The sequence below is a fragment of the Citrifermentans bremense genome, from assembly GCF_014218275.1.
Lineage (GTDB): Bacteria > Desulfobacterota > Desulfuromonadia > Geobacterales > Geobacteraceae > Geomonas > Geomonas pelophila.
Window position 1 is genome coordinate 3,158,238 of sequence record NZ_AP023213.1, and the last position, 12,171, is coordinate 3,170,408.

General features: G+C 56.2%; 11 protein-coding genes. 9 read left to right on the forward strand and 2 right to left on the reverse strand.

Annotated elements, in window-relative coordinates; translation table 11 throughout:
- Positions 1-63: 63 nt before the first annotated feature.
- The 9 genes from GEOBRER4_RS13805 to GEOBRER4_RS13845 all read left to right on the forward strand — a co-directional run bounded on the left by GEOBRER4_RS13805 (position 64) and on the right by GEOBRER4_RS13845 (position 10,666).
- Positions 64-285, forward strand: coding sequence for a hypothetical protein (locus GEOBRER4_RS13805; RefSeq protein ID WP_185242796.1), 222 nt, complete (start codon positions 64-66; stop codon positions 283-285).
- A gap of 25 nt (positions 286-310) precedes the next feature.
- Positions 311-1,480 carry a hypothetical protein gene (locus tag GEOBRER4_RS13810; RefSeq protein ID WP_185242797.1) on the forward strand — a complete coding sequence of 390 codons (1,170 nt, stop codon included), beginning with the start codon at positions 311-313 and terminating at the stop codon, positions 1,478-1,480.
- Between the two features lie 124 nt (positions 1,481-1,604).
- Complete coding sequence (locus GEOBRER4_RS13815) at positions 1,605-2,519, forward strand: FtsZ/tubulin family protein (protein WP_185242798.1); 915 nt, start codon at positions 1,605-1,607, stop codon at positions 2,517-2,519.
- Positions 2,520-2,698: 179 nt separating this feature from the next.
- A complete protein-coding gene (locus GEOBRER4_RS13820) occupies positions 2,699-3,559 on the forward strand; it encodes an AraC family transcriptional regulator (RefSeq protein WP_185242799.1) in 861 nt (286 codons plus the stop codon).
- A 318-nt stretch (positions 3,560-3,877) separates the two neighbouring features.
- Positions 3,878-6,943 carry a hybrid sensor histidine kinase/response regulator gene (locus tag GEOBRER4_RS13825; protein ID WP_185242800.1) on the forward strand — a complete coding sequence of 1,022 codons (3,066 nt, stop codon included), beginning with the start codon at positions 3,878-3,880 and terminating at the stop codon, positions 6,941-6,943.
- A gap of 115 nt (positions 6,944-7,058) precedes the next feature.
- Complete coding sequence (locus GEOBRER4_RS13830; protein ID WP_185242801.1) at positions 7,059-7,793, forward strand: DUF4197 domain-containing protein; 735 nt, start codon at positions 7,059-7,061, stop codon at positions 7,791-7,793.
- 402 nt (positions 7,794-8,195) lie between these two features.
- On the forward strand, positions 8,196-8,885 hold the full coding sequence (cmoA, locus tag GEOBRER4_RS13835; RefSeq protein ID WP_264177086.1) for a carboxy-S-adenosyl-L-methionine synthase CmoA: 690 nt from the start codon (positions 8,196-8,198) through the stop codon (positions 8,883-8,885).
- Positions 8,882-9,853 carry a tRNA 5-methoxyuridine(34)/uridine 5-oxyacetic acid(34) synthase CmoB gene (gene cmoB / locus GEOBRER4_RS13840; RefSeq protein ID WP_185242803.1) on the forward strand — a complete coding sequence of 324 codons (972 nt, stop codon included), beginning with the start codon at positions 8,882-8,884 and terminating at the stop codon, positions 9,851-9,853. Before cmoA ends, cmoB begins: the two co-directional genes overlap by 4 nt.
- Before the next feature lie 249 nt (positions 9,854-10,102).
- Positions 10,103-10,666 (forward strand): PEP-CTERM sorting domain-containing protein, encoded by a 564-nt coding sequence (locus GEOBRER4_RS13845; RefSeq protein ID WP_085812106.1) that lies wholly within the window; start codon positions 10,103-10,105, stop codon positions 10,664-10,666.
- Positions 10,667-10,735: 69 nt separating this feature from the next.
- Here the strand turns inward: GEOBRER4_RS13845 and GEOBRER4_RS13850 are convergent, their stop codons facing one another.
- Both GEOBRER4_RS13850 and GEOBRER4_RS13855 read right to left on the reverse strand, forming a co-directional pair.
- On the reverse strand, positions 10,736-11,833 hold the full coding sequence (locus GEOBRER4_RS13850) for a GTP pyrophosphokinase (protein WP_185242804.1): 1,098 nt from the start codon (positions 11,831-11,833) through the stop codon (positions 10,736-10,738).
- Positions 11,834-12,021: 188 nt separating this feature from the next.
- Positions 12,022-12,156 carry an entericidin A/B family lipoprotein gene (locus GEOBRER4_RS13855; RefSeq protein WP_085812104.1) on the reverse strand — a complete coding sequence of 45 codons (135 nt, stop codon included), beginning with the start codon at positions 12,154-12,156 and terminating at the stop codon, positions 12,022-12,024.
- Positions 12,157-12,171 lie beyond the last annotated feature (15 nt).

Below are 12,171 nucleotides of genomic sequence, written 5' to 3' on the forward strand. Positions count from 1 at the left end.
CCGATACCCTTACTGTGCTGTTGCCACAACCTTTCTGATGCAAATAAGACTTACGGAGAAGCCATGAAGCTCTTGTTGTGCATAGCTATTGATCTAGCAGGTATGGGAACTTATGCGGTCCCTGGTGCAGGCGAACTCGGGGACATTGCTTGGGCACCGGTCGCTGCAGTCCTGGTCAGGATGTTGTGTGGCAACGGAGCTAAACTCGCCTTTACTGAAGAATTACTGCCATTCACCGACATCATTCCGTCCGCCACAATCAGTTATTTCAGATCCAGATCCTAAACTCCAATTTGCAGGGGGAGAAAACATGCTTAAGTCTCTTGCCGCCTTTATCACCATGTTGCTGCTGGTTGTGTCGGTTGCTGCAGCCGGTCCCGTCCCCGAAAAAACTGAGACGGTAATTGTGACCGGTGTCGGGATGACCGCCGACGCGGCACGGCAAAACGCAGTCCGCAACGCTGTAGAACAAGTCGTCGGGACCTACATCAAGTCCGAGACCGCGGTAAGCAACAGCGTTTTGATCAAGGATGAAATCCTGAGCCACAGCGGGGGCTATGCACAGGAAACGAAGGTCCTGTCGACAAATAAGACAGATGACGGTTTAATCTCGGTTCAGCTCCAAGCAACTATCATCAGCACGAAGCTGGTCCGTAAATTGAACGAGCTCAACATTGCCACGAAGACGGTTGATGAAGGTCTCTTCGCGAAGGCTTTGTCAAAACTCGATACCGACAGGAGCAAGAACGAGGAATCCGTGGCAGGCAAGGCCCTATTGGACGACGTGGTGAAGAAGTTTCCCTCTCAGGCTTACCGCATCTCCATCGGCGAGGTGTCCTTGGAATCTGTGAGCGACGCCACCAAAACTGCGACGGTCAGGATTCCGCTTAAAATAACTTGGGACCACGACTTCGTCGGCGAGCTCATACAGACGATGAAGCAGACTTCCAAGTTTTCCAGCGACTTTGAGGATCTCATCGCACTCAACAAACGTTTCAGGCAGGAGCCGTCCAACGGCCAGTTCGAGCAGCTTTACTGTTTCACCGAAAAGTCCGCCCTGGCTGACCTTACTCCGGAATACTGCGGCGTAGTCTCCAGTCCTTCAAGCGCCTCGTACAGAAGTTCCTCAATTTATCAGTTCATGAAACTTACGCGCGGAGGGCACAATGTTCCCGTCAAGGTCAGGCTGACCTATAAGGCTGCTGATGGCCGGAAGCTAAAGGTGACCTACAACGAACTCAAGTCGGACAACTACAAGCAGCAAGGATTAGACAAGGTCAGATTGAAGAAGATAGGTTCGCCGAGCTCTCTCACCTTTACCCCTCCAAGCGGCAACGTTCCCAATGCCATCGCCGGTCCTTACGCAGAAATGATACTGGTAGATGGCGAGTACAACATGAACGTTGAAGACAACCTACCGATGGTTCAGTTGCAAAAGGTGAAGAGCATCGAGGCGATAGTGGAGCAACTAAAAGATTAGCCATCGCCGAAAGACGGACGAATACTGGCGGGGACGTAGGTGCTGGTTGAGTTACGGCCCTCACTATCCTTTAGCGACACATTGTGTCGCTTTCTCCTGTTACATTTGGGCAGGAGGAAGAGTCATGAAACGTCGCGAGTTTTTACAGGAGATGGGGACTGGGCTCCTCACAGCTGCGATAATGCCAGGTCTCATGGGCCAACTGCTCATTCGGCAGGTTGGAAGAGGAACACAGCTCCCCACGTTGGGTGCTGCCGCCCATTGCGAGGGTACCCGTATAGTCGCAATAGGAATCGGCCCAACTGCGGCAGGCATCACCACTATTCTCTCCCATGGCACGCCAGAGATCTCATGCCATCAAGTCGTCTTCGACTCGACCGGAAAAGGAAGCGCTCTCGCAGAATTGCTCGCGCTGGTACGTTCGTGCGACTTGCTGTTCCTCCTCACCTGTTTCGACGACCCCGCCTGCCTGCCTGTTTTCGAAGCCATGGGTGCCTCCGCCCGCGAGTGTGATGTTTTTACCATAGGCATCGTCCCGGATCCAACGATCCTGCGACCGGACCCAAAGGTGGTGTCGTCCCTATGGAATGTCTCGTTCCAAGCTCTTGCCGCAACCCCTCCCGCTGGTGGCGGCAAAACAACCGGATGGAACGGGTATGCGATGAGACATCTCCCCGCCACAGTCGTCGACATCATCCTGCATCACTCACTTATCTGCGTGGATTTTGCCGACGTTAGATCCGTCATGACAGCGGGCTCCATGGGGAGAATGGGCGTGGCGGTGGCCCCCATTGAAAGTGCGCCGCTTGCGGCAATTGGCGCTTTCAAGCGCTTGCAAGGGCAAGAATTCAGAATTGATACAGCTTCCGGTTTCCTTGTCTGCGTACGCAGTTCCAGCGCAATCACTATGGATGATTTCGACAGGGCAGCCGCGGTCATACACGAATGGGTACCGAGCGAAGCGGATCTTATAATTAGCCTCGTGATGGATGAAGCAATGGGAGGCAACGTCAAAGCAACCATCTTGGCGGTCACTTAAGTAGAGGTAAAGGGGATCAGGATTAGCACCTGTAGATTTCGTGATTGGAATCAACAGAGAGACTGGATTAGTGACCAGCATCCCCGCTCCCTAGAGTACGAATGCATATTAGCAATTTCGGTCAGGATTCTCTCTTGAGATTGGGGTAGGATGTGCCACGAATCGAGAGGGGAGATGAGATGGACAAGGCACAGGCATACGCGGAAAGGTTCGATAAGGTCTTGCGCTACATCGAGCGGCACCTGGACGAGCCGTTGACGGTGGAGCGGTTGAGCCGCGTGGCGCATTTCTCGAAGTTCCACTACCACAGGCAATTCTCGCTCTACAGCGGCATCGGGGTCTTCGCCTATATCCGGCTGCTGCGGCTTAAGCATGCTTCATACCGGCTTGCCTACCGCCGGGAGGAGCGCATCATCGACATTGCCCTCGACGCCGGATTCCACAGCCCGGAAGCGTTTGCCCGCGCTTTCAAGCAGATGTTCGGTCATTCCCCCTCTCAATTCAGAAAATCACCCAAATGGCAGCCCTGGAGGGAGCGCTTCCGGCTGCCGCCCATCGAAAGGAGAGGAGACATGGACGTGAAAATTGTGGAGTTCCCGGAGACGCGGATCGCGATATTAGCCCACCGGGGCGCGCCGGAGAAGCTGGACGATTCGGCGCTGAAATTCATCGAGTGGCGCAAGCAAAGCGGGCTTTCACCGGTGAAGCAGTGCCGCACCTTCGGCCTGGTCTACGACGATCCCGCGATTGTCGAACCGGAAGAGTTCCGCTTTGACATCTGCGGTGAAGTGTTGCAGGAGGTGCCGGAGAACCCGCAAGGAGTGTTCAACGGCCTGATCCCCGGCGGCCGGTGCGCGGTGGCGCGGCACCTAGGCTCCCACGACCGGATCGGTGACAGCGTTTATCCGCTCTACCGCGACTGGTTCCCCAAAAGCGGCGAGGAGCTACGGGACTTCCCGCTCTTCTTCCACTACCAGAACCTGATGCCCGAGGTGGCCGAGCACGAGTTGATAACCGACATCTACCTGCCGCTCAAGTAGCACCTCCTACCGCCGGTACTTGCAATAGTGGGGGGGGCGCATCCCCCCACTATCTGTGTCGCTCCCCCGTTCCATGTGCTGGTGATAGTCATACATCATCCGCCTCCTTTATCCTGCTGCAATAAAGACGTCCATTCCCTCAACCTTGGCACAATCCGTTTCAGATAGGCATGAACGCGGGCTCGTATTCAGCTATTTCAGTCAGTTAAAACGCAGTGATCTGCATTTGCTTGGATTACTACAAAATCCGGTGTAGAATGCGCCAATCATGGAACACCACTGTGTTTCCGATTCGATAGCATCCCAGGCGGAGGATTGATGAAACTTTTCCGGCAGATTGTTCTCGCCCTGGCACTGGCATCGCTGATCTGCATCCTCACCTACACTGCTGTTTCCCAATACGTGGTGCAAAAGGCCGAGGAGAACCTCCGCAGTATCATGCTCTCCCACCGCGGCTTCCATGCCTACATCCAGCGCGTCATGCATCCGACCTACTATAAAGCGCGCGACAAGGGGATGATAGACCAGAACTTCTACGCACCGGAGATCCTTTCCTCCTCTTACATCACACGCGTCATGCACGATTTCTTCAACGAGGCGCGGGTCAAGGAGGGGCTCCCTCCCGTCTACTACAAGCTCGCCTCCAACAACCCGCGCAACCCCGTGAGCCGTGCCGACGAGCAGGAAGAGGCGCTGATCAGGCTGTTCAACTCCAACCGCAGCCTCAAGGAGTACAGCAAGGTGGTCACCGTCAACGGCCACAGGCAGTTGATCTACGCCAAGCCTTTCCTGGAAACCAATCAGCCCTGCCTGCGCTGCCACGGAAAGCGTGAGGACGCCCCGAGCGGACTGCAGGCGCTCTACCAGGGCGAAGGGGGATTTAACGAGAAGGCGGGTGTCATTCGCGCCATCGAATCGATCCGGATCCCCATCGATGATGACCTTCTGGCCGCGCTGGTCGCCGCCAGCTTCTCGCTGTCGGCCGTCATCATCCTCGCCCTGCTCTACCTGTTCAACCAAAACCTGCGCCAGAAAGTGCGGGAGGGGACGGAGGCACTGCAAGGTGAGATAGAGGAGCGCAAGGCGATACAGGAGGCACTGGCCACAAGCGAGGAGAATTACCGTCAGTTCACGGCGCTGACCTCGGACTACGTGCACCGGTGCTCGCGTAAACTGGGGGCTCCCTATCGGATCGAGTGGATCGGTGGGGCGCTCGGCAGCATATCCGGCTACGACATCGAGGAGATGTACCAACTCGGTTGCTGGATGCCTTTGGTGCACCCGGCGGACAGGGAATCGACGGCGGCAGAACTGGAGAGCCTGCGTCCCGGGGAGACCAGGGAATTGACCTTCCGGATCATCGCCAAAGACCAGAGCGTGCGCTGGATCTCAGACACCTGCCGCTGCGAGCTGGGGAGTTGCCAGGACGAGTTGATTGTCTACGGGGCCGCGTCGGACGTCACGGAGCGTGTGCTGGCCGAGGAGATGCTGCAGTTAACCCGGGTCACGGTGAACGCCGTCTCGGATGCCATCTTCTGGGCCGCACCGGACGGGCGCGTGGTCGATGTGAACGAGGCGGCCTGCCTCAAACTTGGCTACACCCGCGAGGAACTGCTCGGCATGACCATTCCTGAGATCGACCCGGGGGAGAGCCTGGAGGAGTTGCAGCAGCAATTCCAGGAGCTGCGCCAGGTTGGGACGGTCTGTTTCGAATCCACTCACCGTGCCAAGGATGGCAGGCTCATTCCGGTGGAGGTGAGCGTCAACTACGTGCGGCACGGGGATGTCGAGCGCAACTGCGGCATCGCCCGCGACATCTCGGAACGCAAGGCGATGGAAGAGGCGCTGCGCCAAAGCGAGGAGAGCTTCCGCAGCATCGTTGAGTCCTCCCCGCTGGCTATGCATTTCTACCAGCTGGCGGCGTCTGGCGAACTGGTGTTCAACGGCGGCAACCCGAGCGCGGACAGGATGTTCAGGATCTCCCATGGCGACCTTATCGGCAAGACACTCGAGGAGGCATTCCCGCTTCTGGCGGCCAGCGACTTTTCGGAGCTCTGCCGCAAGGTGGCAAAGGGCGAACTCGGGCAGCAATCGTTTGAAAGGAGCTTCGACGACAACTTAATCCGTGGCACCTATAGCGTGCAGATGTACCGCAGCAGTCCGGCGATGCTGGTGGTCGATTTCATGGACATCACCGAACGCAAGCGGGGCGAAGAGGAGCGATTGAACCTGGAGAAGCAGCTTTTGCACGCCCAGAAGCTGGAGAGCCTGGGCGTTTTGGCAGGGGGAATCGCCCACGATTTCAACAATCTGTTGACATCAATCATGGGGCACACGGACCTCGCCTTGCTGCGGCTGAATCGCGAATCGCCGGTGCGCGAGAACCTGCACCAGGTCGAACTGGCGGCAACGCGCGCCGCAGATCTCGCCAAGCAGATGCTCGCCTATTCCGGAAGGGGAAAGTTCCTCGTTGAGCCAATCGATTTGAACCGCCTGGTCGAGGAGATGACCAAGATGCTGGAGATCTCCATCTCTAAGCGCTGCGTCCTGCGTTTCAACTTGGCCGCCAGGATTCCCATGATCGACGCTGACGCGACGCAACTGCGCCAGATCATAATGAACCTGGTGATCAACGCCTCCGAGGCCATAGGGGAGAAAAGCGGCGTCATCGCAGTGAGCACCGGGTGCATGCAGTGCGACCGGAGGTATCTGAACAGTTTCTGGCTCAACGAGCAGATTCCGGAGGGGCTCTACATCTGGTTCGAGATCGCCGACACCGGCTGCGGCATGGACAAGGAAACGGTGGCGAAGATCTTCGATCCTTTCTTCACCACCAAGTTCACCGGCCGAGGGCTCGGCATGGCGGCTGTACTTGGCATAGTCAGGGGGCACAAGGGGGCGATCAAGGTGTACAGCGAAGTTGGACAGGGAACGTCCTTCAAGGTGCTCCTCCCGGCCGGGGAGAGAGTTAAGGAGTTCCTTGAGGCTTACGGCGACAACGAGGACGGCTGGAAGGGAAAGGGGACCGTGCTCCTGGTGGACGACGAGGAGACGGTGATCGGGATTGGGAGCGAGATGCTGAAGGAACTGGGCTTTGAGGTGCTCACCGCGCTGGATGGCAGGGAGGGGCTGGAGCTCTTCAAACAGCAGAAGGAGAGGATCGTTGCTGTCCTCCTCGATCTGACCATGCCGCACCTGGACGGGGAGCAGACCTTCCGGGAGCTGCGCCTGCTCGACCCGGAGGTGAAAGTGATCATGTCCAGCGGCTACAACGAGCAGGAGGTGACCCAGCGATTCGCCGGCAAGGGGCTGGCCGGCTTCATCCAGAAGCCGTACAAGCTCTCTACCTTAAAAGGCGTGATCAGCGGTTTGTTCCAGAATTAACGCAATCCATCAATGCGCAATTTTTGTCAAAAGGCAGCAGGGTTTCTGAATAAATGAGATATACTCGGTCACATCAAGATTAAGCAGCCGGAAGACCCCAATTCGGAGGCGCGTCATGAAGCATATATTTTATGCACTCTTCGCAGTTGTGACACTTGTTGCCCTCCCGGCATCCGCTTGCGCCGGTTTCATGGACACACTGACCCAAGGAATAGAAAAGTTCCGCGGCACAGGGAGCGGCCTGGATGATTCCACCATCGTCAAGGGCCTCAAGGAGGCGCTCGCCACCGGCACCGCCAGGGCGGTCAAATCGGTCTCCCAGCGCGACGGCTACTTCGGCAACGAGGCAATCAAGATTCTCGTCCCCGAGAAACTACGCACCGCCACGAGCCTCTTAGGCAGGTTCGGATTTCAGCAACAGGTGGACGATCTCGAGTTGCGAATGAACCGCGCTGCTGAGAAGGCGGCTCCCATGGCCACTGACTACTTCGTTTCGGCGCTGAAGCAGATGACTTTCGACGATGCCCGCCAGATCCTGAACGGCGGCAATACCGCCGCCACGGAATACTTCCGAAGCAAGACCGGTGACAAGATCTTCGCCGCCTTTAAGCCGGTGGTGACCTCCAATATGCAGGATGTCGGTGTCGCCAACAGCTATGGGCTGGTCCTCAAGAAACTCCAGGCCGTCCCCTTCGGTTCCGCGGCGGTCGAGTCGCTGGACCTCGACAGCTACGTCACCGGCAAGGCCGTTGACGGCCTATTTACCATGCTTGGGGAAGAGGAGAAGAAGATACGGACCGACCCGGCGGCCAGGGGAACGGAATTGCTGCGGAAGGTGTTCGGGAAATAGCCCCCCCCCGCGAGCCGGGATGGTCGGATGATGCCGTTTTAGAGACCCGTGCCCGGTTCATCCAGCAGTTCACCGGCGAGGGGGTGTGCAGAGAGTACCGGCCAGTTCTGAGGGGACATCACGCTCTGGGCGAAGATCAATGAACTGGCTGATCGCGAGCCTCCGTTGGTGAGGATCGAGGGGCCAGACGCGAGGCTGCCGCAGTGGCAGGGAGGGCCCGAGTTGAAGTTGTTCAAGCTGAGAGGGGGGAGTAAAATAAAGTCCCGCCGCAACAAGGGGTTGATGTTCCGCGCCAAACCAGCTAATCTTCCACTTTCTTTTCCCCCCAACGCCCAATTTTAAAAGGATCACGAGAAGGTGCATAAGAAAACCGATGATATCTTTGCTGCCCCCCTGCGGGAAATGATCGATTTCAAATTCGATGAACGGGTAGTCGCAGTCTTTCCTGACATGATACAGCGCTCAGTCCCAGGCTACGGGATGATCATATCCAACATCGGCATCCTCGCCGCCAAGTACGCCCAGCCCGGGAGCCACTGCTACGATCTCGGCTGCTCCCTAGGCGCAGCCACCCTCTCCATGCGCCAGCGGATCAAACAGCCGGAGTGCGACATCATCGCCGTCGATAACTCCCCGGCCATGATCGAGCGCGGCCGAGAACTCTTGGCGCGCGATTGCGTGCCAACCGTTCCGGTGACGCTTCTTTGTGCCGACATCAAGGACGTCACAATCGACAACGCCTCGGTAGTAGTCCTCAACTTCACGCTGCAGTTCATCCCCCCGGCGCAGCGCCTAGCGCTGATCAAACGGATCCATGCAGGGCTCAACCCCGGCGGCATCCTCATCCTCTCCGAAAAGATTGCCTACAGCGACCCGGAGCGGCAGCATTTCCACGTAGAACTGCATCACGACTTCAAACGGGCCAATGGCTACAGCGATTTAGAAATCAGTCAGAAGCGCTCGGCTCTTGAAAACGTGATGATCCCCGAGACCGTCGCGTGTCACCAGGAGCGGCTGCAGGAAGGCGGATTTTCGTCCTCAGAACTTTGGTTCCAATGCTTCAACTTTGCCTCGATGGTCGCATTTAAATGAAAAGCTACGACGCCCTCTATTCACAACTCGCAGCAATGGGTCAGGAGCGCTGGGCAGAGCAGTTGCAAGGCACCCTGCCGGAGAAACTGGCACCGGAAAGCACAGCCAAGATGGGGGGCTGGCTGAGCGCCATGAGCTCTCTGCCGGAGATACGCCCGTCCCGGGTCGAGCTGCGAGAAAACGTCACCATCGGCAACAGCGACGATCTAGGCGAAGTCAAAAGCGAAGAGTTGATCGCATTACTCCAGGCATTTCACCCCTGGCGCAAAGGCCCCTACAATTTCTTCGGCATCGACATTGATACCGAATGGCGGTCCGACTGGAAGTGGGAGCGCCTTTTGCCGCACATTCAGCCCCTGGCGGGACGCAGGGTCCTAGATGTCGGCTGCGGCAACGGCTATCACGGCTGGCGCATGCGCGGCAACGGCGCCGAATTCGTGCTCGGCATCGAACCGTTCCTGCTTTCGGTGCAGCAGTTCCAGGTGATGCAACGCTACCTTAGCGATCCGCAGCATCATGTCATCCCCATAGGCATAGAGGAGGTCCCACCAAATCTCGCCTGTTTCGACAGCGTCTTCTCCATGGGTGTCCTCTACCATCGCCGCTCCCCCTTGGATCATCTTTTCGAGCTCAAGGGGTGCCTGCGCCCGGGGGGAGAGCTGATTCTGGAGACGCTGATCGTTGAAGGGGATCAGGAACACATCTTCATGCCGCCTGGTCGTTACGCAAAGATGCGCAACGTGTGGTTCATACCCTCGAGTGCGGCGGTGACCTTGTGGCTTAAGCGCTGCGGGTTCACCGACATTGCATGCGTCGACACCAACCGCACCAGCCGCCAAGAACAGCGCTCGACCGGGTGGATGCGCTTTGAGTCGCTGGCGGATTTTCTTGATCCGGATGATGCGGCAAAGACGATCGAAGGACACCCTGCGCCGCTAAGAGCGATCTTTACAGCAAGGAAGCTCTAGGTGGTTTAGCGAGAGTTACTCCCCTTTTACCACTGACGGTTTTTTTTACACATGCATCTCACAGCCTCCCCTCCAATGTTTACCTACCTTTTCCGCTTATCGGCCTTTTGAGCGCAGGGAGCCCACTGTCGCCATTCTTTACAGTAGACGCATCCTGTATGACGGTTCTTCGTGAATTCCATAGGTTATCAGCATGGCGCGAGGTATGCATCCTAGCATTATCAACTAAATGAAAAGGGAGGAGCCACCATGAAAGCGTTCTTTATCACTCTTATTGCAGCGCTGTCGTTGGCCAGCACCGTGTACGCAGTGCCAATCACCCTTACCGACACCACGCAATTCACGGCGACCGGCACCATTGCCACTGAAGATCTTAAGGCATTCGGGACAGGAACCGTCAACAAACTCGACGGCACCGGAGACTTCGTCACCTGGACACACTCTTTCACCTTTGCTCCGCCTGCAGAGCAAATCATGCTAGGGACACTGACGCTTGCCCTGTATGACGACGAGGTGGACAGGTTGCTCAATCCGTTCAGCTGGGAGTTGGGCATTGGATTCGCTGAAGATGGGCAATGGGATATCGGGGCCGTCGACACAGGTCTTTACCAGTATGGGCTGGACGTTTCAGCGTTGAAGGATGGGGAATTCGAGGTTACCGTCGCCTCCTTGCTGGGAGACTTCTACATAGTGCAATCGGACCTCACGGTGACTTATGAGCCAGTGCCCGAGCCCTCAACCATTCTCCTGCTGGGGGTAGGGCTGCTTGGGGCGGGGGTCTTCACACGCAGGCGTAAGACGTCCGCACATTAGCGAAGGGCCTTTTACATCTTTCAATATGTGTTAAAAGAAAAGCCTCCCTGGATCAGGGAGGCTTTTCTTTTACTTGTTGCAGGAAATTGCAGTAACAGGCTGCACCTGGTTTGTTTTCAGCCATGCCGCAAAGCGTTCCCTGTTTCTTCTAGACAGGATCCGCTCGAACTTGTCTTGGTTGTAGAGATAAAGACAGTGTCTTATCGAGGTATAGGCGGTGAACGTGCGGTTAGGGTTCTCCGCCTTTACCTGCTCGCTATATTCCCTCACAAGTTTCAGATTTTCGTTCAGACACCGGTGCAGATCGGCCTTTTGCAATGTAGCGTCCCGCTCCAGTATATCTTGGACGAAATCGTCGACTTTCTCGTCGTCAAAGGGAAAATCCCTGAAGAAATGCCCCGCTATTGGGAGGAAGTTGAAGGCATTGATCGTTTTAACGCCGAATGTCACCGCCTGCCCTGACGCTTCCACGACGCCATCGGCTGACTCTATCTGGGTCACTGTCGCCTGCTGCATAAGGTCGAGTGTGGCGTTCCTGATCTCCTTAAATTCCCTATCGGCCAGTTCAAATAGCGCGGCAAGGACATTTATCCTGCGCTTGAGATCTGTCGGTATCGATCTCTTGTATTTGATCTTGTGGTCTAGCATGCTCCAGGCGTCCTGTATCAGGGACCTGATCTGCACCTCGAAGCAAATCTCGGGAATTGCCGTGGATTTGGCGTGGTAAGCGATATCCGGATGAACCGTCAGATCCATGTGCAGGCCTTTGTAGCCGAAGGAGTCCTCCGTACTCTCCACCGCAGAGGTCTTGTCGGTAACGTTCAGTATCGTGAAATGCCGCTGGAGCAATTCCGACACCACGGGAACCTCGTCTTCATACAGGCAGACGATCCTTACTCCTATGAGGTCCGATATGAAGTCTCGAATCTGGTAAGGTTGTTCGTCGGCCTCAAGTTTACCTTGGTACTTACGCTGGAACTTCTTGATGCATTCCTCTTTGTCCTTGACGCGCCCTTCTATCTTGGTAGCCTCGCCGACACCGCTTTCACTGATCAGCGTCCTGATCATGCCGACATAAGCGTCCTTGGCTTCGATTAACTGATCGTGGTTGTTTTCGTAGTATTTCCTAAAGAGAATTTTTTCCTGCTCGAAATCAAGTGACGCCATGTATCATTTCCTCATTTTCAAACTCCGCGCTTTCCACGCCGAAGAGCGAAATACTTTACCCTGTTATCCAGCCAATTGCCAGCGGTTTTGCCCCTGAGGTCTCCTCCCTCTCTGGACGAAAAGGGGAAAACCTGTCGGCAGAGCAGGCCTCCCCCGCGTCGATAAAACCTGTTAGACAGCAGCTATGACTATCTACCCGAAGAATTCTCTATCGCTCTCCCACCGCTTTGCATGTCCTCGCCGACACCTTTTACAGTATGGCAGGCTGACAAGGTAACGATATAGGCCACGAAAATGATTGCACCAGCTATTTTGCGTTTCATACCTTTCTCCTTTTA

What these genes read in the sequence shown, in the direction of transcription:
- GEOBRER4_RS13830 (WP_185242801.1), top strand. Translation starts at nt 7,059, where the DNA reads ATGAAGCATATATTTTATGCACTCTTCGCAGTTGTGACACTTGTTGCC.
- GEOBRER4_RS13850 (WP_185242804.1), bottom strand. Translation starts at nt 11,833, where the DNA reads ATGGCGTCACTTGATTTCGAGCAGGAAAAAATTCTCTTTAGGAAATAC.
- GEOBRER4_RS13855 (WP_085812104.1), bottom strand. Translation starts at nt 12,156, where the DNA reads ATGAAACGCAAAATAGCTGGTGCAATCATTTTCGTGGCCTATATCGTT.
- cmoB (WP_185242803.1), top strand. Translation starts at nt 8,882, where the DNA reads ATGAAAAGCTACGACGCCCTCTATTCACAACTCGCAGCAATGGGTCAG.
- GEOBRER4_RS13815 (WP_185242798.1), top strand. Translation starts at nt 1,605, where the DNA reads ATGAAACGTCGCGAGTTTTTACAGGAGATGGGGACTGGGCTCCTCACA.
- GEOBRER4_RS13810 (WP_185242797.1), top strand. Translation starts at nt 311, where the DNA reads ATGCTTAAGTCTCTTGCCGCCTTTATCACCATGTTGCTGCTGGTTGTG.
- GEOBRER4_RS13820 (WP_185242799.1), top strand. Translation starts at nt 2,699, where the DNA reads ATGGACAAGGCACAGGCATACGCGGAAAGGTTCGATAAGGTCTTGCGC.
- GEOBRER4_RS13825 (WP_185242800.1), top strand. Translation starts at nt 3,878, where the DNA reads ATGAAACTTTTCCGGCAGATTGTTCTCGCCCTGGCACTGGCATCGCTG.
- GEOBRER4_RS13805 (WP_185242796.1), top strand. Translation starts at nt 64, where the DNA reads ATGAAGCTCTTGTTGTGCATAGCTATTGATCTAGCAGGTATGGGAACT.
- GEOBRER4_RS13845 (WP_085812106.1), top strand. Translation starts at nt 10,103, where the DNA reads ATGAAAGCGTTCTTTATCACTCTTATTGCAGCGCTGTCGTTGGCCAGC.
- cmoA (WP_264177086.1), top strand. Translation starts at nt 8,196, where the DNA reads ATGATCGATTTCAAATTCGATGAACGGGTAGTCGCAGTCTTTCCTGAC.